This is a genomic window from Streptomyces sp. STR69 (assembly GCF_024519455.1).
In the GTDB taxonomy this organism is placed as follows: domain Bacteria; phylum Actinomycetota; class Actinomycetes; order Streptomycetales; family Streptomycetaceae; genus Streptomyces.
The window spans coordinates 17,862-43,574 of the sequence record NZ_JALJRY010000038.1; the positions used below are offsets into that span (position 1 = coordinate 17,862).

The following is a 25,713-nucleotide window of genomic DNA, read 5'->3' on the forward strand; positions in this document are numbered from 1 at the left end:
GTGCGTGAATACCTGCTGACGCTCTGCGTGACGGCCGCGGTGACGTATCTGCTGACCGGGCCGGTGCGGAAGTTCGCGATCGTGGCCGGGGCGATGCCGGAGATCAGGGCCCGTGACGTGCACCGGGAACCCACTCCGCGGCTCGGCGGTATCGCCATGTTCTTCGGTCTGTGCGCCGGTCTGCTGGTCGCGGACCACCTGACCAACCTCAGCGAGGTCTTCAAGAACTCGAACGAGCCGCGCGCCCTGCTCTCCGGCGCGGCCCTGATCTGGCTGATCGGTGTCCTGGACGACAAGTTCGAGATCGACGCGCTGATCAAGCTGGGCGGCCAGATGATCGCCGCCGGCGTGATGGTCATGCAGGGTCTGACGATCCTGTGGCTGCCCATCCCGGGCGTCGGCAACGTGGCGCTGACCCAGTGGCAGGGCACCCTGCTCACGGTCGCCCTGGTCGTCATCACCATCAACGCGGTCAACTTCGTCGACGGCCTCGACGGCCTCGCGGCCGGCATGGTGTGCATCGCCGCCGCCGCGTTCTTCCTGTACGCCTACCGCATCTGGTACTCGTACGGCATCGAGGCCGCCGCCCCGGCCACGCTCTTCTCGGCGATCCTGATGGGCATGTGCATCGGCTTCCTGCCGCACAACATGCACCCGGCGCGGATCTTCATGGGCGACTCCGGCTCGATGCTGATCGGCCTGGTGCTGTCCGCGGGCGCGATCTCCATCACGGGACAGGTCGACCCGGACGCGCTGCAGCTGTTCCTGAAGTCCGAGAAGGCGGCCGTGCACTCGACGGTGCCCGTCTACATCCCGCTGCTGCTGCCGCTGACGATCATCGCGGTGCCGGCCGCCGACCTGGTGCTGGCGATCGTGCGCCGCACCTGGCGGGGCCAGTCGCCGTTCGCCGCGGACCGCGGCCATCTGCACCACCGGCTCCTGGAGATCGGCCACTCGCACAGCCGGGCGGTGCTGATCATGTACTTCTGGTCGGCGCTGATCGCGTTCGGCGCGCTGTCCTACTCGGTCAACTCGGCCTCGATGTGGATCGTCCTCGGCATCGTCTTCCTGAGCGCGGTCGGTCTGCTGCTGCTTCTGCTGCCGCGCTTCACCCCGCGCGCTCCGCGTTGGGCCGAGCACCTGGTGCCGCCGCGTTATCGCCGTCGCAGGGCGGCAGTTGAGCCCGTCGTGGTGCTGGCGGAGGAGGACCGCGATCCGCGTCCGCCGGTTGTCGCCGGAGTGTCAGGAGTCAACGGGGCGACCGCTGTCGGCCCCCGTTCGCGGCTCCTGGAGGGACGTAAAGCGGAGTCCTCGCGCTGACGCCAAGGTAAGAATCTGACTAAAGCGTTGCCATCTCGTGGGCAGACAAAGCCCCCCTATACCAGACAAGTCGGCCGCTATTTTGCACAGACGCGCAGCGTCACTCTCATGTGTGACAGCAAGCACACCTTCTAGGTAAAGACCGCATCAAATAGTTTGTGATACGGTTCACGAGAACCCGGGACAGAGCCGAAGGACCGTAGTGCGAGGGTCCATTGGCGTGAGGTTCTCTCTCATCCCGGGACTACGCTCGTCCATGACGACACGCCCCCCTTAGCAAGCGGAGTTGCCGCCATGCCGTCCAATGACGCCCGGATTCTCCTTCAGGCCGCTGTGCCCACAGCTGCCGTCGGCGCGATTGCCGCCGTCGTCAGTGGTGTGGTCGCCGGCGGCAAAGGAGCTATTGGGGCAGCCGTTGCGACGCTGATCGTGATCCTCTTCATGGGAATCGGGCTCTACGTTCTGCAGCGCACTGCCAAATCGCTTCCGCACTTGTTCCAGTCAATGGGACTCATGCTCTTCGCGGCGCAGATTCTTCTGCTGTTCATCTTCCTGGCCGCGTTCAAGCACACGACGCTGTTCAGTCCCAAGGCCTTCGCGTTCACGCTGCTCGCCGGAACCATCATCTGGATCGTCGCGCAGACCCGTGCCCACATGAAGGCCAAAATCCTCTACGTCGAGCCCGAGAAGTCGGAGCACTCGTCGTGAGAGGTAGGGCCGGGATAAGAGCACGTAAGCGACCCTGCTATCGTCCGGTGCCAACTGCGGCATCGCGGGCGCGGGCATCTGAGCTGACGCCTGCTCAATCGCGAGGCTCGATGCCCCACTGCCGCCCCCACATCCGTAACACCAGTCCAGTGCCGAACCGCGGCTGCGCGCCGCGCCGACACAACGAGGTTGCCGTACCTATGCGCCACGCTGAAGGAGCCCGCGGTGAGTGCTGACCCGACGCAGGTGCTCGCCTTCGAGACCGACTGCCACATCTTCGACGGCTGTGGCTTCCCGGCTCCCGGCCTGCACTCGTTCCTGTTCAAGCCCCTTCTGGGGGACGGCGACAGCAACGTGTACTTCAACAAGCCGATGCTGCTGGCGCTGATCGGCTCGGTCATCGTCGTCGGTTTCTTCTGGGCCGCCTTCCGCAAGCCGAAGGTCGTCCCCGGCAAGCTGCAGATGGTCGCCGAGACCGGTTACGACTTCATCCGCCGCGGTGTCGTCTACGAGACCATCGGAAAGAAGGAAGGCGAGAAGTACGTACCGCTGGTCGTCTCGCTCTTCTTCTTCATCTGGATGATGAACCTCTGGTCGATCGTTCCGGTCGCCCAGTTCCCGGTGACCTCGATCATCGCGTACCCGATCGTCCTCGCGGCGATCGTCTACATCACCTGGGTCTCGCTGACCTTCAAGCGGCACGGATTCGTCGGCGCGTTCAAGAACTTCAGCGGTTACGACAAGTCGCTCGGCGCGGTTCTCCCGCTGGCGATGGGCATCGAGCTGCTCTCGAACCTGATCGTCCGGCCGTTCACGCACGCGGTGCGACTGTTCGCGAACATGTTCGCGGGCCACACCCTGCTGCTGCTCTTCACGATCGCCAGCTGGTACCTGCTCAACGGCATCGGCATCGCCTACGCGGGTGTCTCGTTCGTCATGGTCATCGTGATGACGGCCTTCGAGCTCTTCATCCAGGCCCTGCAGGCGTACGTCTTCGTGCTGCTGACCTGCACCTTCATCCAGGGCGCGCTCGCCGAGCACCACTGAGCAACCCCCTCCGGAACCCCCCTTAGCGTCCGGTGGCCAACCCCCGCCGGTCCGTACAGATAAGGAAGAATCAGCATGGCTGCCATTGAGACCCTCGCCGCCGTCGGCGGTTCGCTCGGTTCGATCGGCTACGGCCTCGCCGCCATCGGTCCCGGCGTCGGCGTCGGCATCATCTTCGGTAACGGCACCCAGGCTCTGGCCCGTCAGCCCGAAGCTGCCGGCCTGATCCGTGCCAACCAGATCCTCGGCTTCGCCTTCTGTGAGGCCCTCGCCCTCATCGGTCTGGTCATGCCGTTCGTCTACGGCACCTGATCGACCGCGATCAGCGACAGCCCACTAGACGAAAGGCACTGACATGAGCCAGCTGCTCATTCTGGCGGCCGAGAAGGAGAACCCTCTCGTCCCGCCGATCCCCGAGCTTGTCATCGGCCTGATCGCCTTCGTCATCGTCTTCGGCTTCCTCGCCAAGAAGCTCCTCCCGAACATCAACAAGGTTCTGGACGAGCGGCGCGAGGCCATCGAGGGCGGTATCGAGAAGGCCGAGGCCGCCCAGACCGAGGCCCAGAGCGTGCTTGAGCAGTACAAGGCTCAGCTCGCCGAGGCCCGGCACGAGGCCGCGCGGCTGCGCCAGGAGGCGCAGGAGCAGGGCGCCACGCTCATCGCTGAGATGCGCGCGGAAGGCCAGCGGCAGCGCGAGGAGATCGTCGCCGCCGGTCACACGCAGATCGACGCCGACCGCAAGGCCGCTTCGCAGGCGCTGCGCCAGGACGTGGGCAAGCTCGCCACCGACCTGGCCGGCAAGCTCGTCGGCGAGTCCCTTGAGGACCACGCCCGGCAGAGCCGCGTCATCGACCGTTTCCTCGACGAGCTCGAGGAGAAGGCCGAGGCGGCTCGATGACTATGCACGGAGCGAGCCGCGAGGCCCTGGCAGCCGCACGTGAGCGTCTCGACGCGCTGACGGACTCCACGTCCGTGAACGCGACGCAGCTCGCCGACGAGCTGGCCGCCGTCACCGCGCTGCTCGGCCGTGAGGTGTCGTTGCGTCGGGTCCTCACCGACCCGGCGCAGGACGGCGAGGGCAAGGCCCAGCTGGCCGAGCGCCTGCTCGGCGGTCAGGTCGGCGGCCCCGCCCTCGACCTGCTGTCCGGCATGGTGCGCTCCCGCTGGTCGCAGTCCCGCGACCTGGTGGACGCGCTGGAGGAGCTGGCGGCCACCGCCGACCTCACCGCCGCACAGCAGTCGGGCCAGCTCGACGACGTCGAGGACGAACTGTTCCGGTTCGGCCGGATCGTCGCCTCGAACACCGGGCTGCGTGCCGCGCTGACCAACCGCGCGGCGGGCACCACGGCCAAGAGCGAGCTGCTGAGCAGCCTGCTCGGCGGCCGGGCCAAGTCGGCCACCGAACGACTGGTGACGCGCCTTGTGACCGCGCCCCGGGGACGTAGCCTGGAATCGGGACTCGAATCCCTGTCCAAGCTCGCCGCCGAGCGCCGCAGTCGCCTGGTCGCGGTCGTCACCACGGCGGTCCCGCTGAGCGACCCGCAGAAGCAGCGCCTCGGCGCCGCCCTCGCGAAGCTCTACGGCCGTCACATGCACCTGAACATCGACGTGGACCCCGAGGTCCTCGGCGGAATCCGGGTGCAGGTCGGCGACGAGATCATCAACGGCTCCATCGCGGACCGCCTCGATGACGCCACCCGCCGCATGGCGAGCTAGCAGCACCACAACAAAGACGTAGTAAGGCGGCCCGAGTTGGGCCGTGCAGAGGATTCACCTCGTTCAGGGGGGAGTCCCCCCATCCCCCCAAGTGAAACTTCGGGCCCAACAAGGAGAGCAGGGAACCCAGATGGCGGAGCTCACGATCCGGCCGGAGGAGATCCGGGACGCGCTGGAGAACTTCGTCCAGTCGTACAAGCCGGACGCGGCCTCGCGCGAGGAGGTCGGCACGGTCACCCTTGCCGGCGACGGCATCGCGAAGGTCGAGGGCCTGCCCTCGGCCATGGCCAACGAACTGCTGAAGTTCGAGGACGGCACCCTCGGTCTCGCGCTCAACCTCGAAGAGCGTGAGATCGGTACCGTCATCCTCGGTGAGTTCAGCGGTGTCGAGGAGGGCCAGCCGGTCACCCGTACCGGCGAGGTCCTGTCCGTCGCCGTCGGCGAGGGCTACCTCGGCCGTGTCGTCGACCCGCTCGGCAACCCGATCGACGGCCTCGGCGAGATCGAGACCACCGGCCGCCGCGCGCTGGAGCTGCAGGCCCCGGGCGTCATGGTCCGCAAGTCGGTGCACGAGCCGATGGAGACCGGCTACAAGGCCGTCGACGCGATGACCCCGATCGGCCGTGGCCAGCGTCAGCTGATCATCGGCGACCGCCAGACGGGCAAGACCGCCCTGGCCGTCGACACGATCATCAACCAGCGCGACAACTGGCGCTCGGGCGACGTGAACAAGCAGGTCCGCTGCATCTACGTCGCCATCGGTCAGAAGGGCTCCACCATCGCCTCCGTGCGTGGTGCGCTCGAAGAGGCCGGCGCGCTGGAGTACACGACCATCGTCGCCGCCCCGGCGTCCGACCCGGCCGGCTTCAAGTACCTTGCGCCGTACACCGGTTCGGCCATCGGCCAGCACTGGATGTACGACGGCAAGCACGTCCTCATCATCTTCGACGACCTCTCGAAGCAGGCCGACGCCTACCGCGCCGTGTCCCTGCTGCTGCGCCGTCCGCCGGGCCGCGAGGCCTACCCGGGTGACGTCTTCTACCTGCACTCCCGTCTGCTGGAGCGCTGCGCGAAGCTCTCCGACGAGATGGGCAAGGGCTCGATGACCGGTCTGCCGATCGTCGAGACCAAGGCCAACGACGTCTCGGCGTTCATCCCGACCAACGTCATCTCCATCACCGACGGCCAGTGCTTCCTGGAGTCGGACCTCTTCAACGCCGGTCAGCGCCCCGCGCTGAACGTCGGTATCTCCGTCTCCCGAGTCGGTGGTTCCGCGCAGCACAAGGCGATGAAGCAGGTCTCCGGGCGGCTGCGCCTCGACCTCGCCCAGTACCGCGAGCTGGAGGCGTTCGCCGCCTTCGGTTCCGACCTGGACGCCGCGTCGAAGGCCCAGCTGGAGCGCGGTCAGCGTCTGGTCGAGCTGCTCAAGCAGCCGCAGTACCAGCCGATGCCCACCGAGGACCAGGTCGTCTCCGTGTGGTCCGCGACCACCGGCAAGATGGACGACGTACCGGTCGCGGACATCCGCCGCTTCGAGAAGGAGCTCCTGGAGTACCTGCACCGCAAGGAGCAGGGCCTCATGACCTCCATCAAGGAGGGCGGCAAGATGTCGGACGACACCCTTACCGCCGCCGCGGACGCGATCACCGAGTTCAAGAAGCAGTTCGAGACCTCGGACGGCAAGCTCCTCGGCGAGGACGCCCCGGCCGCGGCCAAGTGACGTAAGGAAGGGACCTGACTCATGGGAGCCCAGCTCCGGGTCTACAAGCGTCGCATCCGATCCGTCACCGCGACCAAGAAGATCACCAAGGCGATGGAGATGATCGCCGCCTCGCGCGTCGTCAAGGCGCACCGCAAGGTGCAGGCCTCGACGCCGTACGCGAAGGAACTGACGCGTGCGGTCACGGCGGTCGGCACGGGTTCCAACACCCGGCACCCGCTGACCACCGAGGCCGAGACGCCGACCCGTTCCGCTGTGCTGCTCCTCACGAGCGACCGCGGTCTGGCCGGCGCCTTCAACTCCAACGCCATCAAGGCCGCGGAGCAGCTGACCGCGCGTCTCGAGGCCGAGGGCAAGGAGGTCGACACGTACATCGTCGGCCGCCGCGGTGTCGCCCACTACAACTTCCGTGAGCGCAAGATCGCGGAGCAGTGGACCGGCTTCACCGACCAGCCCGAGTACGCGGACGCGAAGAAGGTCGCGGGTCCGCTCATCGAGGCCATCGAGAAGGACACGGCCGAGGGCGGCGTGGACGAACTCCACATTGTCTACACCGAGTTCGTCTCGATGATGACGCAGACGCCGATCGACAGCCGGCTGCTGCCCCTCAGCCTCGAAGAGGTCGCGGAAGAGGCGACGCCCCAGGGCGAGATCCTTCCGCTGTACGACTTCGAGCCGTCGGCGGAGGACGTCCTGGACGCCCTGCTGCCGCGGTACGTCGAGAGCCGTATCTACAACGCGCTGCTCCAGTCGGCTGCCTCCAAGCACGCCGCCACCCGCCGCGCGATGAAGTCGGCGACCGACAACGCGGGAGACCTGATCACCACGCTCTCCCGTCTTGCCAACGCGGCCCGCCAGGCCGAAATCACCCAGGAAATCAGCGAGATCGTCGGTGGCTCCGCAGCCCTGGCCGACGCGACCGCGGGGAGTGACAAGTAATGACGACGACAGTTGAGACGGCCGTTGCCACGGGCCGCGTCGCCCGGGTCATCGGCCCGGTCGTCGACGTGGAGTTCCCCGTCGACGCGATGCCGGAGATCTACAACGCTCTGCACGTCGAGGTGGCCGACCCGGCCCTGGACGGCGCGCAGAAGACGCTGACCCTGGAGGTCGCCCAGCACCTGGGTGACGGCCTGGTCCGCACCATCTCGATGCAGCCCACCGACGGTCTGGTCCGCCAGGCCGCGGTCACCGACACCGGCACGGGTATCACCGTCCCGGTCGGTGACTTCACCAAGGGCAAGGTGTTCAACACCCTCGGTGAGGTGCTGAACAGCGACGAGGAGTACACGGGCGAGCGCTGGTCCATCCACCGCAAGGCCCCCCGCTTCGACGAGCTCGAGTCGAAGACCGAGATGTTCGAGACCGGCGTCAAGGTCATCGACCTGCTGACCCCGTACGTCAAGGGCGGCAAGATCGGCCTGTTCGGCGGTGCCGGTGTCGGCAAGACGGTGCTCATCCAGGAGATGATCTACCGCGTCGCCAACAACCACGACGGTGTCTCCGTGTTCGCCGGTGTCGGCGAGCGCACCCGAGAGGGCAACGACCTCATCGAGGAGATGGCCGACTCGGGCGTCATCGACAAGACGGCCCTTGTCTTCGGCCAGATGGACGAGCCCCCGGGCACCCGTCTGCGCGTGGCCCTGGCCGGTCTGACCATGGCGGAGTACTTCCGCGATGTGCAGAACCAGGACGTGCTGTTCTTCATCGACAACATCTTCCGGTTCACGCAGGCCGGTTCCGAGGTCTCGACCCTGCTCGGCCGCATGCCCTCCGCGGTGGGCTACCAGCCGAACCTGGCCGACGAGATGGGTCTCCTCCAGGAGCGCATCACCTCGACCCGCGGTCACTCGATCACCTCGATGCAGGCGATCTACGTCCCCGCGGACGACCTGACCGACCCGGCCCCGGCCACCACCTTCGCCCACCTCGACGCGACGACGGTTCTGTCCCGTCCGATCTCCGAGAAGGGCATCTACCCGGCCGTGGACCCGCTGGACTCCACGTCCCGCATCCTGGACCCGCGGTACATCGCGGCGGACCACTACAACACCGCGATGCGCGTCAAGACGGTCCTGCAGAAGTACAAGGACCTTCAGGACATCATCGCGATCCTCGGTATCGACGAGCTGGGCGAGGAGGACAAGCTCACCGTCCACCGTGCCCGTCGCGTGGAGCGCTTCCTGTCCCAGAACACCCACGTCGCCAAGCAGTTCACCGGCGTCGACGGGTCGGACGTCCCGCTGGACGAGTCGATCGTGGCCTTCAACTCGATCATCGACGGCGAGTACGACCACTTCCCGGAGCAGGCGTTCTTCCTCTGCGGTGGTATCGAGGACCTGAAGGCGAACGCGAAGGAGCTGGGCGTCTCCTGACCCCGTGCTTCACCTGAGGGGGTGGGGCCGTGTCCCACCCCCTCTTTCATGCCTACTAGAATTGAACCCACACCCGGCACGACCGCCGGGTGGTGACCCGAGGAGCCCACCTTGGCTGCTGAGCTGCATGTCGAGCTCGTCGCCGCGGACCGCCAGGTCTGGTCCGGCGAGGCCACCCTGGTCGTCGCGCGCACCACGTCCGGCGACATCGGCGTCATGCCCGGTCACCAGCCGCTGCTCGGTGTGCTGGAGTCGGGCCCGGTGACCATCCGTACGAGCGATGGAGGGACGGTCGTCGCCGCGGTGCACGGCGGTTTCATCTCGTTCGCGGACAACAAGCTGTCGCTGCTCGCCGAGATCGCCGAGCTGTCGGACGAGATCGACGTCCAGCGCGTGGAGCGCGAGCTGGAGCGGGCGAAGGCGGCGGGCGACGAGTCCGCCGAGCGCCGCGCGGACGTCCGACTGCGTGCGGTGGAGACGCGCTGAACCCAGTTCTGACGCGATGACGTGACTCAGCCGCGGCTGGGACCGGAGGAATCCGGTCCCAGCCGCGGCTGAGGCGAATGTGGGTGTTTTTTCCGTTCCGTTACCTGTTTTGCCTAGGAGACGAGGAGGTCGGTGTCGATGGTCCTCGCTCTGACTGTGTGCGGAATTGTTGTCGCCCTTGTGGTGGTGGGTCTGTTCGTCTTCGGCCTGCGCCGCAGACTCATCCAACGCTCCGGCGGCACCTTCGACTGTTCGCTCCGCTGGGACGTACCGGAGAAACCCGACACCAACGGCAAGGGCTGGAGCTACGGCGTCGCCCGCTACAACGGCGACCGCATCGAGTGGTACCGCGTCTTCTCCTACGCCTACCGCCCGCGCCGCACCCTGGAACGCTCGGCGATCGAGGTGGCCGGCCGCCGTCTCCCCGAGGGCGAGGAGGAGCTGGCGTTGCTCTCCGACGCGATCATCCTGACTTGCCTGCACCGGGGCACGCGTCTCGAACTCGCCATGAGCGAGGACGCGTTGACCGGGTTTCTCGCGTGGCTGGAGGCGGCTCCGCCCGGCCAGCGCGTCAACGTGGCCTGATCGGACAGACCGGGTTGGGTACGTCGGCCTGACTGACGACGGCCGTGTGGGGCGCGGAGCCCAGTGTGACGGTGACGTCGACCGGGCAGGCGGCCATGGCGGCGGTGGCGAAGGCGGCGGCAAGCGCGGCCCAGGAGGGGACGGGCTGCCGGGCGGTGTGGGACGTGCTGGACCTGCGCTTCATGTTTTCCCCCGTGGTGCGCTGTTCCGCTTGGTGCTGGGAGACCACGATGCCCCAGGTCAACGCTCTGTCCCCAGCCGCCATCCGGCCCGCTGCCAGGGGCCGAAGGACCCTGTGAGGTGCACGCCGGGGGCGCGCATCGCGCACAACGCGCCGCGGACAGACCGGAGAGGTCTGCCCGCGGCGGTGTGCTGAGCAGCGTGGGGATCAGCTCAGCCCGCTGTTGATGGCGCTCACCAGCTCGCCGTTGCTGGTGTCACCGCTGAACTCCCAGAAGAACGCGCCGCCGAGACCCTGGGTCTTGGCCCAGCTCATCTTTCCGGCGATGGTGCTCGGGGTGTCGTAGGACCACCAGTTGGTGCCGCAGTGGGCGTACGCGGTGCCCGCGATGGTGCCGGTGACCGGGCAGGACGTCTTGAGGACCTTGTAGTCCTCGATGCCCTGCTCGTAGGTGCCGGTCGCCGGGCCGGTGGCCGTGCCGCCCGGGGCGTCCTGGGTGACGCCGGTCCAGCCTCTGCCGTAGAAGCCGATGCCGAGCAGCAGCTTGCTCGCCGGGACCCCCTTCGCCTTGAACTTGGCGATCGCGTCGGCCGAGGTGAAGCCGGGCGTCGGGATGCCGGTGTACGAGGTGAGCGGGGAGTGCGGGGCGGTCGGGCCGGTGGCGGTGGCGCCGAAGGAACCGAAGAAGTCGTACGTCATCACGTTGTACCAGTCGACGTACTGGGCCGCGCCCGCGTAGTCGGCGGCGTCGATCTTGCCGCCGGAGGTGCCGTCGGCGGTGACGGCGGAGGTGACCAGGTTGTTGGAGCCGAACTTGGCGCGCAGGGCCGCCATCAGGTTCTTGTAGGCCGCGGCGCCGCTGGTGTCGCAGGAGAGACCGCAGGCGTTCGGGTACTCCCAGTCGATGTCGATGCCGTCGAAGATGTCGGCCCAGCGCGGGTCCTCGACCAGGTTGTAGCAGGACTGCGCGAACGCGGTCGGGTTGGCGGCGGCCTGGCCGAAGCCGCCGGACCAGGTCCAGCCGCCGAAGGACCAAAGGATCTTGATGTTCGGGTACTTGGCCTTCAGTTCGCGCAGCTGGTTGAAGTTGCCGGCGATCGGCTGGTCCCAGGTGTCGGCGACACCGCTGACCGACTGGTCGGCGGTGAACGTCTTCTGGTAGTCGGCGTAGGCGTCACCGATCGCGCACTGGCCGTTGGTGACGTTGCCGAAGGCGTAGTTGATGTGCGTGATCTTCGCGGCGGAACCGGAGGTCACCAGGTTCTTGACCTGGTAGTTGCGCACGTAGGTGTCCCACTCGGTGAGGTACCCGAGCTTGACCTTGCCACCGGTGGTCGGGGGAGTGGTCGTACCGCCGGTGGTGTGCACGGCGACCGCGCCGCTGACCGGTCCTGTCTGGTCGGCGGTGTCCCGGGCCTGCACGGTGTACGAGTAGTCGGTGCCGGCGGTCAGACCGGTGTTCGTGTACGACGTGGTCGTCACCGTGGCGACCTTGGTGCCGTCGCGCAGGACGTCGTAGTTCTTGATGCCCTTGTCGTCGGTGGCCGCGCTCCAGGACAGGTTCACCGAGGTGTCGGTGATCCCGGAGGCGGTGGGGGTGCCGGGCGCGGAGGGGGCCGCGTCACCGGGGACCGTGGTGCCGCCGTCACAACTGCCGCCGTTCAGCAGACAGTTGGTGGGCGCGCCGCTGCCGGCACCGTTGAAGCCGAAGGAGACGGAGGCGCCTGCGGCGATGGTGCCGTTGTACGACTTGTTCTTCGCGGTCCAGTGGTTGCCGGAGTTGGTGACGTCCGCGTCCCAGGCCGAGGTGACGGACGTGCCGGAGGGGAAGTCCCACTCGACCGTCCATGAACTGATGGCGCTGGTACCGGTGTTCTTCACGGTCCACTGACCGCCGAAGCCGGTACCCCAGTCGCTGGTCTTGGTGAAGGTGGCGGTCGCGGTCGAGGCGGCCTGGGCGGGGGCCGCCAGACCGACGAGAGCGGCGAGCGGAAGCAACAGGGTCGCGAACCCGGCAACTGCTCTGGTTCTGAAGCGCATTGAGCGCCTCCTCGGGGGTAAGGGGGCGCGACTGAGCCTTCGCACCCACAGTCCCGTGAGGATAGGAAGGTCTGGACCACCGGTCAATAGGTCTGGACCACTTGGGAGTTGGGGTGTCAGCGCTCCCCGCCGGGAACCCAAAGGACGTCCCCTGCCGCCTTGTTGGCCGTACGGGCCAGGATGAAGAGGAGGTCGGACAGTCGGTTGAGGTAGGTCGCCGTCAGCGGGTTCATCACCTCCGCGTGGACCTCCAGGGCCGACCATGTCGAGCGCTCGGCCCGTCGTACGACCGTGCAGGCCTGGTGGAGGAGGGCCGCGCCCGGGGTGCCGCCGGGGAGGATGAAGGAGCGGAGCTTCTCCAACTGCTCGTTGAAGTGGTCGCAGTCCGCTTCCAGCTTGTCGATGTAGAACTGCTCGACCCGCAGGGGAGGGAACTGCGGGTTCTCCACCACCGGGGTCGAGAGGTCCGCACCGACGTCGAAGAGGTCGTTCTGGACACGGGTGAGGACCTTGACGATGTCCTCGTCCAGACCGCCGAGGGCGATGGCCGTGCCGATCGCCGCGTTCGCTTCGTTGGCGTCGGCGTACGCCGAGATCCGGACGTCCGTCTTGGCGACCCGGCTCATGTCGCCGAGGGCGGTCGTGCCCTGGTCGCCGGTCCTGGTGTAGATGCGCGTCAGATTGACCATGTGGCCAGCGTAGTCAGGCCCGGCCGGTGCTCAACTAGGCCGTACGGGCGGTCGTATGACCCGCACCGGTGTGATGTCCGTCAGATGAGACGTGACGCGCGTTACTAACCGGTCACACAGCGCCGCACCTTCGCTAGTGTCCGCCGAGAGGCATACGGATACACGCTGTAGGCGTTTCAAAGGGGAGTCGCACAGTGGCACGGAAGCTTGCCGTCATCGGCGCCGGACTCATGGGTTCCGGTATCGCCCAGGTCTCCGCGCAGGCGGGCTGGGACGTCGTCCTGCGCGATGTCACCGACGAAGCCCTGAAGCGTGGCACCGACGGCATCAAGGCCTCGTACGACAAGTTCGTGAGCAAGGGGAAGCTGGAGGCGCACGACGCCGACGCTGCCCTCGGGCGCATCACGGCGACCACCGACCTCGACGCCGTCGGCGACGCGGACATCGTCGTCGAGGCCGTCTTCGAGAAGCTGGAAGTCAAGCACGAGATCTTCCGCGCACTCGACAAGATCGTCCGCGAGGACGCCGTCCTCGCCTCCAACACCTCCGCCATCCCGATCACCAAGATCGCGGCCGTGACGGAGCGTCCGGAGCGCGTCGTGGGCGCGCACTTCTTCTCACCGGTGCCGATGATGCAGCTGTGCGAACTCGTGCGCGGCTACAAGACGAGCGACGAAACCCTCGCCACCGCGCGGGAGTTCGCCGAATCCGTCGGCAAGACCTGCATCGTCGTCAACCGTGACGTGGCCGGCTTCGTGACGACCCGTCTCATCTCGGCGCTCGTCGTCGAGGCGGCGAAGCTGTACGAGTCGGGCGTCGCCACCGCCGAGGACATCGACCTCGCCTGCAAGCTGGGCTTCGGTCACGCGATGGGCCCGCTGGCCACCGCGGACCTCACCGGCGTCGACATCCTGCTGCACGCGACCAGCAACATCTACACCGAGTCACAGGACGAGAAGTTCGCCCCGCCGGAGCTGATGCGCCGAATGGTGGACGCCGGTGACATCGGCCGCAAGAGCGGGCAGGGCTTCTACAAGCACTGAAACCGCACACGCCCCTGCGGCATCACACCCAGGGGTGAATTCGGTATCGGTTCGCTCACAGACGGCAACCTCCCGGCACTTCACGCAGTCAGAGGTTGCATCACCTACATCACGGAGTACGCCACCGCACTCACGGGGAGCGCATATGTACATCAGGGGCGACCACGTCGAGCTGGTCGTCGGGGGCCGCCTCGACGTCCGCAGCGCGGCGGACGCCCGTACGGTCCTGCACTCGGCCGTCGACGACGGAGTCGGCGATCTGGTGCTGGACCTGTCCGAGCTCGACTCCTGGGACGCCACCGGCCTCGGCGTCATCATGGGAGCCCATCGACGGGCCGGCCGCTGCGGCCGGCGCCTGGTGCTGCGCGACGTACCGCCGCAGATGCAGCGCCTGCTCGTGGCCACCAGGCTGCACCGCATCCTCGCCATCGAGGGCGGGATCGGGGTGGAGTCCCTTCCCCGGGTGTGACGTTCCGCCGCGCACAATCCTCACGAGACTGTGACGTCTCGGACGGCGCGGTACCCCGGGCTGTCGTAGATACTGTGCGAAGGTTTAGGGTTCGGTCGCCCGCTGTGTGACAACCCTTCGAGCGGGCCCGGACCAGAAGCGACAGCGCGGTGTGCAGCAAGGCCGGGAGGGGCCTGGGTCCTGTCGACCCGCACACGACGCTTTTGGGGGGCTTGGACCTATGGACCCGATCAACCGGGAACCCGAGGAGTACGGCCAGGACGGCGACGACACGTCGTCGCGCCAGCGCCCGCCCCGGGAACCGCTCACACCCGACTTCGGCCAGCACACACCCGCGCTCGCCCGCACCGTGCAGCTGGTCACCGGTGACTTCCTGCTCACCGTCAATCCCGTCGACGGCAGCGAGATCGAGGCCTGCCCGCCCGGACAGCGGCCCGGCCGCCCGGCCAAGCTCACCGCCGCCGAGCGCGCCGAGACCGCCCGCGCGGCCAAACCGCCCGTACCGCCCGGCCTGAACCGGCCCGCACTCCCGCTCCTGGAACGCCAGGAGGAGCGCGAGCGCCTCGTACGGCTGCTCGCCCGCGGCCGTTCCGTACGTCTCACCGGCCCCTCGGGCTCGGGCCGCAGCAGCCTCCTCGACCTCGTCGCCGAGGACTGCATCGACCTCGCCCCCGACGGAGTGATCCGCCTCACCGGCTTCCACCGCACCGCCACCGACCTCCTCCACGACCTCTTCTACGCCGTCTACGACGCCCCCCTGCACCGGCCCGACCGGGGCGAACTGCTCACCCTGGTGCGGGAGATCGGCGCGGTCGTCGTCCTCGACGACATCGAGTTCGGCGCCGCCGCCCTGGAGGAACTCCTCGACGCGACCCCCGAGTGCGCCTTCCTGGTCGCCGCGACCCCCGAGATCCCCGCACCGGCCGCCGACTCCGTCATCGAGGAGGTCTTCCTCGGCGGCCTGCAGCGGGCCGGCGCCGTGGAGGTCCTGGAGCACGCCGTGGGTCGCGTCCTCACCGAGGAGGAGGCGAACTGGGCGGGCGACCTCTACTTCGAGTCCGAGGGCCTGCCCCTGCGCTTCGTCCAGGCCGGCGCCCTGCTCCGGCAGCGCGACGAACTGCGCGTCGGCACCAGCGTGGTGGAGGAGTTCGGCGTCTTCCAGGACATGATCCCGGCCGACGCGCCCCCGATCACCCCCGTCGACTCCGGCGAGGAAGACGCCGTACCCCTGCCGTCCCTCGGCGAGGCCGCCGCGCCCGCCCCGCTGCTCGCCTCCCGGCTCAGCACCTCGGCCCGCGCCACCCTGCGCTTCGCCGTCGCACTCGGCGGCGAGGTGCCGCACCAGGCCCATCTGCCCGCACTCGTCGGCGACACCCACGCGGACGCCGCCCTCGGCGAACTCGCGGCCTGCGGACTGGTCTCCCCGGTCGGCTCCCGCTACCGGCTCGCCGCCGGCGTCCAGACCCAGCTGGAGGCCGCCGGATACGGCGACGAGATCGAGGCCAGCGCCCTCATCGCCGGGCTGCACTACTCCTGGTGGGCGGGACACCCCTCGGTCACCCCCGAGCGGGTCTGCGCCGAGGCGGACGCGCTGCTCGCCGCCCTCACCGTCCTGGTACCGGCGACGACCCCGCCCGGCGAGGGCGAGGAGAGCGCCACCGTCGAACTGGCCCGCACAGCGGCCCCCGCGTTCGCCGCCGGACTCCACTGGAGCGCCTGGGAACGGGCGCTGCGCTCTGGCGCCGAGGCCGCCCAGCTCGCCGGCAACGTGAGCGAACAGGCCTACTTCCAGCACGAGTTGGGAGTCCTCGCGCTCTGCGAGGGCGACCTCGACCGGGCCCGGGCCGAACTGGAGTCCTCCATCGGCCTGCGCGACAGCGCCGCCGACAAGCGCGGCACCGTCGCGGGCCGGCGCGCCCTCGCCCTGGTCGCCGACCGCTCCGGCATCACGATCGGCCTCGGCGCCGCGGCCGGCGAGGAAGTGTCCGACGCCCGCTACGAGGAGTCCGCCTCGCCGCCCGGCGGGACCCCGACGCCCTTCCCGCCGCTCCAGCCCCCCGGCGATACCTACACCCTGGTCGCCCACCAGTCCTCCGCCCCCACGTCCCACAACAAGGCGCGTGGCGGCCTGCGCGGCTATGCCCGGCGCAACCTCGTCGCGGCCGGTGCGGGCGCGCTGCTCGCCGCCGTCCTCGGCACCGTCGTGACCCTCGGCGCCACGTCCAACAACAACGCCGACAACCCGTCCGACAAGGTCGGCGTCAACCCGTCCGCCAGCCAGGGCAACTCCGACGACAGCCTCGGCGCCGACCCGGCGAAGAAGGGCGGCAAGGGCGACACCGGCACGGCCACCAGCAGCCCGACCGACCCGGGCCCGGACGGCACCTACGGCACGTCGGACGACCCGACCCCGCCGTCGAGCAGCGGCACGCCTTCGGACAAGCCGAGCGGGACGAGCGGGAGGCCCACGTCGCCTACGCCGTCCAGGTCCACGTCGCATTCGCCGAGTTCGACTCCGTCGCACTCGCCGTCGCCTTCGCACTCGTCGTCGCCCAGTTCGTCCGAGTCCCCGACACCGTCCGGGTCCGCGACCCCGTCGAGCACCCCCTCCGCCACGAACTCCGCGAGCGGCGCGGCCTCCTCCAGCGCCCCCGTGGTCACGACCAGTTCCGCCGCCCCCGCGAGCAGTGTCGCCCCGGGCACCGTGATCTGACACTCCGTACGACGCCGAAGGGCCGGCTCCGATGATCGGAACCGGCCCTTTTCGTCGTAGTGAAATCGATGTCGGTCAGAACAGGCGCAGTTTGTCGTCCTCGATGCCGCGCAGGGCGTCGTAGTCCAGGACCGCACAGCCGATCCCGCGGTCCGTGGCGAGGACACGGGCCTGCGGTTTGATCTCCTGGGCGGCGAAGATGCCACGTACCGGGGCGAGATGCGGGTCGCGGTTCAACAGCTCCAGGTAGCGCGTGAGTTGCTCCACGCCGTCGATCTCGCCGCGCCGCTTGATCTCGATCGCGACGGTCTGGCCGTCCGCGTCCCGGCACAGGATGTCGACCGGTCCGATGGCCGTCATGTACTCGCGGCGGATGAGCGTGTAGCCGTCGCCGAGGGTGTCGATGCGGTCGGCCAGCAACTCCTGGAGGTGCGCTTCCACGCCGTCCTTGATCAGGCCGGGGTCCACGCCGAGTTCGTGCGAGGAGTCGTGGAGGATCTCCTCCATCGTGATGATGAGCTTCTCGCCCGCCTTGTTGATGACGGTCCAGACGCCCTCGTCGTCCCCGGAACCCTCCTTCAGCGTGCAGGGCGGCGACATCCAGTTGAGGGGCTTGTAGGCCCGGTCGTCCGCGTGGATCGAGACGCTGCCGTCCGCCTTCACCAGGATCAGGCGGGGGGCGGAAGGGAGGTGGGCGGTGAGCCGGCCCGCGTAGTCCACGGAACACCGGGCAATGACGAGACGCATGGTCGGCAACGCTACTCGACGGGCGGCAGTGAACGCGATTCGCCCTGGAAGACCCGTGACGCCCCTTGTTCATTAGTGGCCGATTGTGGGCCCATTGAGAGTTCCGTATGTACGCATTCTCCTGGTGCCGCCTCCTTCTGTTGCCTACCGTATAAACGGGAGGTCGCGAGACATGTACGCAGCGTGTTCGTAATCGCGGACTCCCTTATCTGTCCGGCAACCCCTGCGCGTTGGGGGTGCGAGAGGAGAACCCATGTCGCTCGACGTCTCACCGGCCCTACTCGAAAAGGCCGAGCGAGGCGAGGTCGACGAAGCTGAATTCGTCGACTGCGTCCGGACCTCCCTGCCTTACGCATGGGAGATGATCAGCTCCCTGGTGGCTCAGCTGAAGGTCGACGGCGGTGCGTTCGCCGACAACCAGACGCCGCCGCCGGACGAGCAGGCACGCGGTCAGTTGCTGCGTGCGCTCGCGAGTGACGCGATACGCGGCGCGCTGCAGCGGCACTTCGGTGTGCGGCTGGCCTTCCAGAACTGCCACCGCGTGGCGGTGTTCCCGTTGGACGGCTCGGTCGACGAGACGCTGACCCGCTTCACCTCGGTGCGCAGCCAACTGCTGAACCAGTCCCCGGAGTTCAGGGACTGCTGACGCGGCGGTGCTGCACTGCTTGCCGCTCCCGTACGCGGGAGGTGCATCTGTACTGGGGCGGCAAGCTCCCCGCGGCTGGTTCAGCCGAGGTGAGGGAGCACCTCGGCACCCAGCCGCCGTACGTTCTCCTCGGTCGACGCCAGGTCCCCGGAGCCCTCGACGAGCAGCGCGAAGCGGGAGATGCCGGTCCGCTCCGAGGTCGCCGCGAGCCGGTCGACGCACAGCCGCGGGGTGCCCACCGGGTGCAGCCCGCAGAGGAGTTCGGTGTACGCCAGCGGGTCGCGCATCCGGCGCTCGCGGTTGTCCACCGTCACATGGGCGTCCAGCCCCTGCTTCAGCCAGCCCGGCATCGCCTTCACGAGCGCTTCCACCGCGTCGGCCCGCCTGTCCGCGATCTGGCAGACCCCGGCCGAGACATGGGCCGCGCCCCGGATCTCCTCCGCCGAGCGCCCCGCCGCCCGCGCCAACTGCCGCCACAGGGCGACCATCTCGGCCTTCTCCTCGTCCCCGACATGCATTCCGAGCAGCATCGGCAGGCCCCGCTCGGCCGCCAGCCGCACGCTCGCGGGCGAGGTGCAGGCGACGACGACCTCGGGGCCCGGCGCGTCCGACAGCGCCTCCGACGGCCTTGGTACGACGGGGACTTCACGGAACGCGTAGCGGTCACCGGTGCCCGCGACCGACGGTTCGCGCAGCCAGCTCATCAACAGATCCAGTGATTCCGGGAACCCCCGTTCGTATGCCGCGAGGCCCGCGCCGAACACCTCCAGGTCGACCCACGGCCCGCCGCGCCCCACGCCCAGCGAGAAGCGGCCCCCGCTCGTGACATGCAGCAGCGCGGCCTGCTCGCCGAGGGCGACGGGGTGGACGGTGGGCAGCACGCTGACCGCGGTGCCGACGCGGATGCGCTGGGTGCGGCCCAGCAGTAAGGCGGCCAGGGTGACCGCGGACGGGCAGGTGCCGTAGGGCACGAAGTGGTGTTCGGCCAGCCAGGCCGTGTCGAGGCCGGCTTCTTCCGCGAGCTCCACCGAGCGGACCGCGCGGTGCAGGGCTTCCCCCTGGCCCTGTCCCGGGAACTGGGCCGCCAACACAAAACTTCCGACGCGCATGGTTCTTCCTGCTTCCTCGGCTCCGACACGGAGCTCCCCCACCGGGCATAACCGTCCGACACGTGCCTAGGACACGGCCTCGCGGAGAGATTTGCGGATTGTCTGCAGAATGTGCGGCCCTGAGGGGGACTTGTGTGGGTTGGTGCCCTTCGCATACCCCTTCGTGGGGCACGTAGGCTGGACACAGCCCGTGCCTCCTGTATAGCCCCGTGAGGTGTTCTGTGTCCCCGCGTCGCAACCGACCCAAGGAGTCCGGTTCCTCCGGCCCCAGCGCCGACGACGACCGCTCCGGCCGCTACGGCGGCTGGCAGTCCACGGAGCACTGGCAGGGCGAGGAGTGGAGCGTGCGCCATGTCGCCGGGGCCAGTGCCGAGGGCAAGACATACCGCTGCCCCGGCTGCGACCAGCAGATTCCCTCCGGCGTACCGCATGTCGTGGCCTGGCCGGAGCACGCGGGCGTCGACGACCGCCGCCACTGGCACAAGGCGTGCTGGAACGCGAAGGACCGCCGCACCACACGGGTGCAGCGGTCCAGGAACGCGCCGAAGTTCTAGTAGGTGTTCCTGCTCACACGTCCCGCTTCTCCAGCAGGGCGACGGCGCCCGCGAACGCGACGGCCGTCACCCCCGCGATGATCCACAGCGGGTCCCATCCCGAAGGGCCGGACTCGGTGAGGGAGTTGGAGTAGAAGACGCTCAGTTGGTTCGGGATCGAGTACTCGAACAGCGCCTGCCGTACGTTCTCCAGGGACTGCGAGAACATGAACAGGGCGACGACCAGCGGGGCGAGCACGGCGCCGATCATGATGGTGATCGCGCCCGCCGAGTGCCGGATGATCGAGCCGATGATCAGCGAGAGCAGCCCGAGCAGCGCGACGTAGAGGGAGACCCCGACGGTCCCCTTCAGCCACTCGCCGGCGGACGGGTCCTTCGCGCCGTTGTTCTCCAGCAGCGAGGCGTCCACGAAGGCGATGAACGACGTGGTCACCAGCGTCACCACGAAGGCGACCGCGAAGAACACGATCGACTTCGCCGCGAGCACGCGGGCCCGGCTCGGGCACGCCGTCATGGTCGTGCGGATCATGCCGGTGCCGTACTCGGAGGCCGTGGTCAGCACGCCGAGCGTGATGATGCACATGAGGCCGAGCAGTAGCCCGAAGAAGCCCAGGGAGAGCGGGTTCTCGCCGTTCATCTCGGACGAGGAGTTGCTGACCACGACGGCGGCGAGCAGCCCGATGCCGAGCACCAGGACCACGAACACCCCGAGCGTCCAGATCGTCGAACGCACCGACTTGATCTTCGTCCACTCGGAGGCCAGCGCATGCCCGAGATGCGTGCGCACCACCGGGATCGGCGAGGTGTACCCACCGTACGAAGGACCGTTCGCCGCCTGCCGGTTGGGCGCGGCTGCCGGCGGCATCGGGAGCTGGGGCGTACTCATCGGGCGTCCTCGGGCTTGGTCAGGTCGGTGGCGGGGGAGGGCTCCACGGGGGCGGGAGCGGAAGCGGCGGACGGGGCCTGAGGCTCCTGTGCCGGCGTCTGCGGGGCCACGGGGGCCGGAGCCGCGTACGGGCCCGGTGCGCCTCCGCCGGGCGCCGCAGGAGCGGCGTACGGGTTCGGAGCGCCGTAAGGATTCGCCGGCGGCTGCCCCATGGTGAACGGCCGGCCGCCCTGCGCCGGTGACGGCGGCGCGTACCAGCCCGGCTGGCCCTGCCCCGGTACCGGCATCGGCGGCTGCACGCCCGGCGGCAGCGGCTGCATCAGACCGGCCTTCTGGTCGATCGTCGAGCGGTAGTCGACGGCCCCCTGAGTCATCCGCATGTACGCCTCCTCCAGCGAGGCCTGGTGCGGGGACAGCTCCCACAGTCGTACGTCCGTGTCGTGCGCGATGTCGCTGATGCGCGGGAGCGGCAGTCCCGTGACCCGCAGCCCGCCGTCCTGCTCCGGCAGCACATGGCCGCCCGCCTCGGTCAGCGCGGAGGTCAGCTTCTCGCGCAGCTGCGGCTCGGTGTCGGGCGTGCGCACGCGCGCGAAGTCGGCGGAGTTGGCCGAGATGAAGTCCCGCACGCTCATGTCCGAGAGCAGCTGCCCGCGCCCGATCACGATCAGCTGGTCCGCCGTCAGCGCCATCTCGCTCATCAGGTGCGAGGAGACGAAGACGGTACGGCCCTCCGCCGCGAGCGCCTTCATCAGGTTCCGCACCCAGAGGATGCCCTCGGGGTCGAGTCCGTTGACCGGCTCGTCGAAGAGCAGCACCTGCGGGTCGCCGAGCAGCGCGGCGGCGATGCCGAGCCGCTGTCCCATGCCGAGGGAGAAGCCCTTGGAGCGCTTTCTCGCCACGTCCTGGAGGCCCACGACCCCGAGCACCTCGTCCACGCGCCGGTCCGGGATGCCCGAGAGCTGGGCCAGGCTCAGCAGATGGCTGCGGGCGCTCCGGCCGCCGTGCACGGCCTTGGCGTCGAGCAGGGCGCCGACCTGTCTGGGGGCGTTCGGCAGCTTGCGGTAGGGGAAGCCGCCGATCGTCACCTGTCCCGACGTGGGGTTGTCCAGGCCGAGGATCATGCGCATCGTCGTCGACTTGCCCGAGCCGTTGGGCCCGAGGAAGCCGGTGACGGCACCTGGCCGCACCTGGAAGGAAAGGTTGTACACGGCGGTCTTGTCGCCGTAGCGCTTGGTCAGGCCGACAGCCTCGATCATGCTCCGCACCCATCGAAAGGATCAGGACAGCAGGGCACACGCCCCCGTAAGGGTTAGGAGGATATCGGGGCGCTGACGGTTCCGCTCAAGAGAAAGTAAAGCCATGGCCTTGGCCGGGAGCGGTCGGGCCGATCATGCGGCAGGCGCGGGATGCCCTCCGCCGCGTCGCCCGCTACGGCCGCCGATGTCCCGCGCGAGCCGAGCCGATCCCCCGGCGGAGCCCTACGCGTCCCGCCGCTTCAGCAGGACGTACGCGCCGAGCAGTGCCGCCGCCACCCACAGAGCCATGATCCCGAACCCGCCCCAGGGGCCGTACGGTGCGGAGTCGTCGACCGGGGTGACCACCTGCATGATCTTGCTGCCGGCCTGGTCGGGCAGGTACTGGCCGATCTTCTTCGTCGCCGAGACGTTGCCGAGGATGTTGGAGATCAGGAAGAAGAACGGCATCAGGATGCCCAGCGACAGCATCGGCGAGCGCAGCATCGAGGCGACGCCCATGGAGAACATCGCGATCAGGGTCATGTAGAGCCCGCCACCGATCACCGCGCGCAGCACACCGGAGTCGCCGATCTCCGCCTTGTGCGAGCCGAGCATCGCCTGGCCGAGGAAGAACGTGACGAAGCTGGTCACCAGCCCGACGACGAGACAGAGCCCGGTGGCCACCGCGATCTTGCCGAACAGGAAGGTGCCGCGCTGCGGGACTGCCGCGAGGGACGTGCGGATCATGCCGGTGCTGTACTCGTTCGACACGACGAGCACCCCGAACACGATCATCGCGAGCTGCCCGAGACTCATCCCGGCGAAGCTGATGAACGTCGGGTCGAAGGACAGTTTGTCCTTGGCGCTCATGTCGTCGAACTGGTTCTTCGACAGCGCCGAGATCAGCATGCCGAGCCCGATCGTCACCACCAGCGCGAGGGACAGCGTCCACACCGTCGACGCCACGGAACGGATCTTCGTCCACTCCGACCGGATGACCTGGGTCGCCGCCATGTCAGTCCTTCTTCCAGCCGTCGCCCCAGCCCTGCTGCCGCTCGGCAGGTGCCACGGGGGATGGTGCGTCGGAATGCGCGTGGTACTCCACCGACTCCGCGGTCAACTGCATGAACGCCTCCTCCAGGGAGGCCTGTTGGGGACTCAGCTCGTGCAGCACGAGCTGGTGCGACGCGGCCAGCTCACCGATCTGCTCGGACTTGCCGCCGTCCACCTCAAGGGTCCCGTTGCCGGATTCGACGACGGTGATCCCGGCCTGGTGCAGCACATCGAGCAGCCGCTCGCGGTGCGGGGTGCGGATCCGGACGTAGGACCGCGAGTTCTGCTGGATGAAGTCGGCCATGGAGGTGTCCGCGAGGAGTCGGCCCTGGCCGATGACGACGAGGTGATCGGCCGTCAGCGCCATCTCGCTCATCAGGTGCGAGGAGACGAAGACCGTACGGCCTTGCGCGGCAAGGGACTTCATCAGGTTGCGGATCCAGTGGATGCCCTCGGGGTCGAGCCCGTTGACCGGCTCGTCGAACATCAGGATCCGCGGATCGCCGAGCAGCGCGCCCGCGATGCCGAGCCGCTGGCCCATGCCCAGCGAGAACCCCTTGGCCTTCTTCTTCGCCACGGCCGTCAGCCCGACGGTGTCGAGGACCTCGTGCACCCGGCTGTTCGGGATGCCGTTGCTCTGCGCGAGACACAGCAGGTGGTTGAAGGCGCTGCGCCCGCCGTGCATGGCCTTCGCGTCGAGGAGGGCGCCGATGTACGTCAGCGGGTCCTTGAGCTGGTCGTAGTGCTGGCCGTCGATGCGTACGTCACCGGCGGTCGGCCGGTCGAGCCCGAGCATCATGCGCATCGTCGTGGACTTGCCGGCGCCGTTCGGGCCGAGGAAGCCCGTGACGATGCCGGGCCGGACGGCGAAGGTGAGGTTGTTCACCGCCACCTTCTCGCCGTACCGCTTGGTCAGCCCCTCGAGCTCGATCATGCGGCCACGCTAAGACGGCAGTTCGGCGGATGCCACCCGAACGGGCAAACAGAGTCCGACGCCGCAGGCAACAACGGTGAACGCCGTCGCCCAGGCGAACGCGTGCGGGAAGGCCGTGCTGCCGTGGCCGTGCGCGAGGACCGTCGCCAGTACGGCGGTGCCGACGCCGCCGCCCAGCTGCTGCACGATCCGGATGCTGGTGCTGGCGTGCGGGATGCGGGCGCGGTCGAGGCCCTGGTAGGCGCCCACCATGACGGCCATGTTGGCCGCGCTCATCCCGAGTCCGCGCACGACCAGGGCGACGTCGAGCAACGCGGCACCGGGGTGCGGGAGGACAAAGGGGACGGTGCCGAGCGCGCACAGCACCATGCCCGCCACCACGACCGGGCGCGGTCCGAGCCGGTCGGTCAGCGGTCCGGTGACCCGGGCCAGCAGACTGCCCACCCCCTGCGGTGCCAGCAGCAGGCCGGCCGCGATCACGCCCTCGCCGCGCACCTGTTGGTAGTAGAGGGGGAGCAGGAACATCCCGCCGAAGAGGGTCAGCCCGTTCAGGAACGTCAGCAGGGAGGAGACGGCGAAGGCGCGGTCCCGGAACAGCCGGAGGTCGACGAGGGGTTCGCGGGCGCGCAGCGCGTGGCGGGCGAACAGGGCGATGAGTACGGCGCCCACCGGGATCGCGGTCGCCCGGGCGACACCGGTCTCGGACAGGCCGTAGACGAGGGTGGCGAGGCCGGGGGAGAGGAGCAGGAGGCCGGTCAGGTCCAGGTGGTGGTCGGACCTCGGGGTGTCCTTCGGGACGCCGCGCCGGGCGAGGGCGAGGGCGAGGAGGCAGACGGGCAGGTTGACGTAGAAGATCCAGCGCCAGCTGAGGTGGCCGACGATCAGGCCGCCGAAGACCGGGCCGAGGATCGGCACGACCATGACGGGCAGGGTGATCGCCGCCATCAGGCGGCCGAGACTGCGGCCTCCGGCGGCCCGCATGACGAGGGTCTGCATGACGGGCAGCAGCAGTCCGCCGCCGATGCCCTGGACGACCCGGAAGGCGATCAGCGAGCCGATGTTCCAGGCGAGTCCGCAGAGCAGGGACCCGGCGAGGAACAGGGTCAGCGCGCCGAGCCAGACGCGCCGGGAGTCGAAGCGTTCGACGGCCCAGCCGGAGACCGGGACGACCGTGGCGAGGGCCAGGAGATATGCGGTGCTGACCCACTGCAGGCTCGTCGTCGAGGCGCCGAGGTCGTGGCCGAGGGAGTGCAGGGCGATGGAGACGATCGTGCTGTCGAGGAGCGGGGCGAGGGCGCCGAGGACGAGGATGCCCGCGAGCCTGCGGACGGCCGGGTCGAGGCGCTCGGAGGAGTGGACGGTGGTGTCGGGCATGGCGGTTCCCCCTTTAGAGACGATGCGTCTCTAAAGCGCCACGATAGGCTGAACTCGATAAGAGACGCAAGGTCTCCTAGTGG

Annotated in this window: 26 protein-coding genes; 16 read left to right on the forward strand and 10 right to left on the reverse strand. The window is 68.7% G+C overall.

Annotated features, from left to right (window positions below; translation table 11 throughout):
- The 11 genes from OC490_RS43255 (at position 1) to OC490_RS43305 (ending at position 9,957) form a co-directional block, all read left to right on the forward strand.
- A complete protein-coding gene (locus tag OC490_RS43255; RefSeq protein WP_262063548.1) occupies positions 1 to 1,320 on the forward strand; it encodes an MraY family glycosyltransferase in 1,320 nt (439 codons plus the stop codon).
- A gap of 294 nt (positions 1,321 to 1,614) precedes the next feature.
- Positions 1,615 to 2,028, forward strand: a complete 414-nt coding sequence (locus OC490_RS43260) for a hypothetical protein (RefSeq protein WP_262063549.1) — start codon at positions 1,615 to 1,617, stop codon at positions 2,026 to 2,028.
- 210 nt (positions 2,029 to 2,238) lie between these two features.
- Positions 2,239 to 3,075, forward strand: coding sequence for a F0F1 ATP synthase subunit A (gene atpB / locus OC490_RS43265; protein ID WP_200711013.1), 837 nt, complete (start codon positions 2,239 to 2,241; stop codon positions 3,073 to 3,075).
- Positions 3,076 to 3,150: 75 nt separating this feature from the next.
- Positions 3,151 to 3,387 carry a F0F1 ATP synthase subunit C gene (locus OC490_RS43270; protein ID WP_093629141.1) on the forward strand — a complete coding sequence of 79 codons (237 nt, stop codon included), beginning with the start codon at positions 3,151 to 3,153 and terminating at the stop codon, positions 3,385 to 3,387.
- 43 nt (positions 3,388 to 3,430) lie between these two features.
- Positions 3,431 to 3,973, forward strand: a complete 543-nt coding sequence (locus tag OC490_RS43275) for a F0F1 ATP synthase subunit B (protein WP_200679770.1) — start codon at positions 3,431 to 3,433, stop codon at positions 3,971 to 3,973.
- A 2-nt stretch (positions 3,974 to 3,975) separates the two neighbouring features.
- On the forward strand, positions 3,976 to 4,791 hold the full coding sequence (locus OC490_RS43280) for a F0F1 ATP synthase subunit delta (RefSeq protein WP_262063611.1): 816 nt from the start codon (positions 3,976 to 3,978) through the stop codon (positions 4,789 to 4,791).
- Positions 4,792 to 4,921: 130 nt separating this feature from the next.
- Positions 4,922 to 6,511: a F0F1 ATP synthase subunit alpha gene (gene atpA / locus OC490_RS43285; RefSeq protein ID WP_262063550.1), complete on the forward strand. Its 1,590-nt coding sequence runs from the start codon at positions 4,922 to 4,924 to the stop codon at positions 6,509 to 6,511.
- A 21-nt stretch (positions 6,512 to 6,532) separates the two neighbouring features.
- A complete protein-coding gene (locus OC490_RS43290) occupies positions 6,533 to 7,450 on the forward strand; it encodes a F0F1 ATP synthase subunit gamma (protein WP_262063551.1) in 918 nt (305 codons plus the stop codon).
- Entirely contained in the window at positions 7,450 to 8,886 is a 1,437-nt protein-coding gene (gene atpD / locus OC490_RS43295; RefSeq protein WP_262063552.1) for a F0F1 ATP synthase subunit beta, read from the forward strand. The genes OC490_RS43290 and atpD overlap by 1 nt, the downstream gene beginning before the upstream one ends.
- 111 nt (positions 8,887 to 8,997) lie before the next feature.
- The gene (locus tag OC490_RS43300; RefSeq protein WP_262063553.1) at positions 8,998 to 9,372 is read left to right on the forward strand and encodes a F0F1 ATP synthase subunit epsilon; all 375 of its coding nucleotides are present in this window, start codon (positions 8,998 to 9,000) and stop codon (positions 9,370 to 9,372) included.
- 138 nt (positions 9,373 to 9,510) lie between these two features.
- Entirely contained in the window at positions 9,511 to 9,957 is a 447-nt protein-coding gene (locus OC490_RS43305) for a DUF2550 domain-containing protein (RefSeq protein WP_026179234.1), read from the forward strand.
- On the opposite strand, the gene OC490_RS43310 is transcribed toward OC490_RS43305, so the two are convergent.
- The 3 genes from OC490_RS43310 to OC490_RS43320 form a co-directional block, all read right to left on the reverse strand.
- Entirely contained in the window at positions 9,944 to 10,141 is a 198-nt protein-coding gene (locus OC490_RS43310) for a hypothetical protein (RefSeq protein WP_262063554.1), read from the reverse strand. The genes OC490_RS43305 and OC490_RS43310 overlap by 14 nt on opposite strands.
- A gap of 204 nt (positions 10,142 to 10,345) precedes the next feature.
- Positions 10,346 to 12,178, reverse strand: coding sequence for a glycoside hydrolase family 18 chitinase (locus tag OC490_RS43315; RefSeq protein WP_262063555.1), 1,833 nt, complete (start codon positions 12,176 to 12,178; stop codon positions 10,346 to 10,348).
- Positions 12,179 to 12,294: 116 nt separating this feature from the next.
- Positions 12,295 to 12,867: a cob(I)yrinic acid a,c-diamide adenosyltransferase gene (locus OC490_RS43320; protein WP_262063556.1), complete on the reverse strand. Its 573-nt coding sequence runs from the start codon at positions 12,865 to 12,867 to the stop codon at positions 12,295 to 12,297.
- A 194-nt stretch (positions 12,868 to 13,061) separates the two neighbouring features.
- Between OC490_RS43320 and OC490_RS43325 the strand changes: the two genes are divergently transcribed.
- From OC490_RS43325 to OC490_RS43335, 3 genes are all read left to right on the forward strand, one after another.
- Positions 13,062 to 13,910: a 3-hydroxyacyl-CoA dehydrogenase family protein gene (locus tag OC490_RS43325; RefSeq protein WP_262063557.1), complete on the forward strand. Its 849-nt coding sequence runs from the start codon at positions 13,062 to 13,064 to the stop codon at positions 13,908 to 13,910.
- Between the two features lie 145 nt (positions 13,911 to 14,055).
- Positions 14,056 to 14,379: an STAS domain-containing protein gene (locus OC490_RS43330; protein ID WP_043683078.1), complete on the forward strand. Its 324-nt coding sequence runs from the start codon at positions 14,056 to 14,058 to the stop codon at positions 14,377 to 14,379.
- A 220-nt stretch (positions 14,380 to 14,599) separates the two neighbouring features.
- Positions 14,600 to 17,092, forward strand: a complete 2,493-nt coding sequence (locus tag OC490_RS43335; protein WP_262063558.1) for an ATP-binding protein — start codon at positions 14,600 to 14,602, stop codon at positions 17,090 to 17,092.
- Positions 17,093 to 17,167: 75 nt separating this feature from the next.
- Here the strand turns inward: OC490_RS43335 and nucS are convergent, their stop codons facing one another.
- Positions 17,168 to 17,839: an endonuclease NucS gene (gene nucS, locus OC490_RS43340; protein WP_262063559.1), complete on the reverse strand. Its 672-nt coding sequence runs from the start codon at positions 17,837 to 17,839 to the stop codon at positions 17,168 to 17,170.
- Positions 17,840 to 18,092: 253 nt separating this feature from the next.
- Between nucS and OC490_RS43345 the strand changes: the two genes are divergently transcribed.
- Positions 18,093 to 18,485, forward strand: a complete 393-nt coding sequence (locus OC490_RS43345) for an SCO5389 family protein (protein WP_200679793.1) — start codon at positions 18,093 to 18,095, stop codon at positions 18,483 to 18,485.
- An 80-nt stretch (positions 18,486 to 18,565) separates the two neighbouring features.
- Here the strand turns inward: OC490_RS43345 and OC490_RS43350 are convergent, their stop codons facing one another.
- Positions 18,566 to 19,594, reverse strand: coding sequence for an LLM class flavin-dependent oxidoreductase (locus OC490_RS43350; RefSeq protein WP_262063560.1), 1,029 nt, complete (start codon positions 19,592 to 19,594; stop codon positions 18,566 to 18,568).
- 221 nt (positions 19,595 to 19,815) lie between these two features.
- Between OC490_RS43350 and OC490_RS43355 the strand changes: the two genes are divergently transcribed.
- Positions 19,816 to 20,148 (forward strand): ATP/GTP-binding protein, encoded by a 333-nt coding sequence (locus tag OC490_RS43355; RefSeq protein WP_262063561.1) that lies wholly within the window; start codon positions 19,816 to 19,818, stop codon positions 20,146 to 20,148.
- Between the two features lie 13 nt (positions 20,149 to 20,161).
- Here OC490_RS43355 and OC490_RS43360 read toward each other — a convergent pair whose 3' ends face one another.
- From OC490_RS43360 to OC490_RS43380, 5 genes are all read right to left on the reverse strand, one after another.
- Positions 20,162 to 21,034 (reverse strand): ABC transporter permease, encoded by an 873-nt coding sequence (locus OC490_RS43360; RefSeq protein ID WP_262063562.1) that lies wholly within the window; start codon positions 21,032 to 21,034, stop codon positions 20,162 to 20,164.
- Positions 21,031 to 22,290, reverse strand: coding sequence for an ABC transporter ATP-binding protein (locus OC490_RS43365; RefSeq protein ID WP_262063563.1), 1,260 nt, complete (start codon positions 22,288 to 22,290; stop codon positions 21,031 to 21,033). Before OC490_RS43365 ends, OC490_RS43360 begins: the two co-directional genes overlap by 4 nt.
- Before the next feature lie 222 nt (positions 22,291 to 22,512).
- Positions 22,513 to 23,283: an ABC transporter permease gene (locus tag OC490_RS43370; RefSeq protein WP_262063564.1), complete on the reverse strand. Its 771-nt coding sequence runs from the start codon at positions 23,281 to 23,283 to the stop codon at positions 22,513 to 22,515.
- A gap of 1 nt (position 23,284) precedes the next feature.
- Positions 23,285 to 24,256, reverse strand: coding sequence for an ABC transporter ATP-binding protein (locus tag OC490_RS43375; RefSeq protein WP_262063565.1), 972 nt, complete (start codon positions 24,254 to 24,256; stop codon positions 23,285 to 23,287).
- Between the two features lie 9 nt (positions 24,257 to 24,265).
- Positions 24,266 to 25,630, reverse strand: coding sequence for an MDR family MFS transporter (locus OC490_RS43380; protein ID WP_262063566.1), 1,365 nt, complete (start codon positions 25,628 to 25,630; stop codon positions 24,266 to 24,268).
- Positions 25,631 to 25,713 lie beyond the last annotated feature (83 nt).

Excerpts from the sequence above, each read along its gene's own strand:
- OC490_RS43260 (WP_262063549.1), top strand. The coding sequence starts at position 1,615 with ATGCCGTCCAATGACGCCCGGATTCTCCTTCAGGCCGCTGTGCCCACA.
- OC490_RS43270 (WP_093629141.1), top strand. The coding sequence starts at position 3,151 with ATGGCTGCCATTGAGACCCTCGCCGCCGTCGGCGGTTCGCTCGGTTCG.
- OC490_RS43275 (WP_200679770.1), top strand. The coding sequence starts at position 3,431 with ATGAGCCAGCTGCTCATTCTGGCGGCCGAGAAGGAGAACCCTCTCGTC.
- OC490_RS43280 (WP_262063611.1), top strand. The coding sequence starts at position 3,976 with ATGCACGGAGCGAGCCGCGAGGCCCTGGCAGCCGCACGTGAGCGTCTC.
- atpA (WP_262063550.1), top strand. The coding sequence starts at position 4,922 with ATGGCGGAGCTCACGATCCGGCCGGAGGAGATCCGGGACGCGCTGGAG.
- OC490_RS43290 (WP_262063551.1), top strand. The coding sequence starts at position 6,533 with ATGGGAGCCCAGCTCCGGGTCTACAAGCGTCGCATCCGATCCGTCACC.
- atpD (WP_262063552.1), top strand. The coding sequence starts at position 7,450 with ATGACGACGACAGTTGAGACGGCCGTTGCCACGGGCCGCGTCGCCCGG.
- OC490_RS43305 (WP_026179234.1), top strand. The coding sequence starts at position 9,511 with ATGGTCCTCGCTCTGACTGTGTGCGGAATTGTTGTCGCCCTTGTGGTG.
- OC490_RS43310 (WP_262063554.1), bottom strand. The coding sequence starts at position 10,141 with ATGAAGCGCAGGTCCAGCACGTCCCACACCGCCCGGCAGCCCGTCCCC.
- OC490_RS43315 (WP_262063555.1), bottom strand. The coding sequence starts at position 12,178 with ATGCGCTTCAGAACCAGAGCAGTTGCCGGGTTCGCGACCCTGTTGCTT.
- OC490_RS43320 (WP_262063556.1), bottom strand. The coding sequence starts at position 12,867 with ATGGTCAATCTGACGCGCATCTACACCAGGACCGGCGACCAGGGCACG.
- OC490_RS43330 (WP_043683078.1), top strand. The coding sequence starts at position 14,056 with ATGTACATCAGGGGCGACCACGTCGAGCTGGTCGTCGGGGGCCGCCTC.
- OC490_RS43335 (WP_262063558.1), top strand. The coding sequence starts at position 14,600 with ATGGACCCGATCAACCGGGAACCCGAGGAGTACGGCCAGGACGGCGAC.
- nucS (WP_262063559.1), bottom strand. The coding sequence starts at position 17,839 with ATGCGTCTCGTCATTGCCCGGTGTTCCGTGGACTACGCGGGCCGGCTC.
- OC490_RS43345 (WP_200679793.1), top strand. The coding sequence starts at position 18,093 with ATGTCGCTCGACGTCTCACCGGCCCTACTCGAAAAGGCCGAGCGAGGC.
- OC490_RS43350 (WP_262063560.1), bottom strand. The coding sequence starts at position 19,594 with ATGCGCGTCGGAAGTTTTGTGTTGGCGGCCCAGTTCCCGGGACAGGGC.
- OC490_RS43360 (WP_262063562.1), bottom strand. The coding sequence starts at position 21,034 with ATGAGTACGCCCCAGCTCCCGATGCCGCCGGCAGCCGCGCCCAACCGG.
- OC490_RS43365 (WP_262063563.1), bottom strand. The coding sequence starts at position 22,290 with ATGATCGAGGCTGTCGGCCTGACCAAGCGCTACGGCGACAAGACCGCC.
- OC490_RS43370 (WP_262063564.1), bottom strand. The coding sequence starts at position 23,283 with ATGGCGGCGACCCAGGTCATCCGGTCGGAGTGGACGAAGATCCGTTCC.
- OC490_RS43375 (WP_262063565.1), bottom strand. The coding sequence starts at position 24,256 with ATGATCGAGCTCGAGGGGCTGACCAAGCGGTACGGCGAGAAGGTGGCG.
- OC490_RS43380 (WP_262063566.1), bottom strand. The coding sequence starts at position 25,630 with ATGCCCGACACCACCGTCCACTCCTCCGAGCGCCTCGACCCGGCCGTC.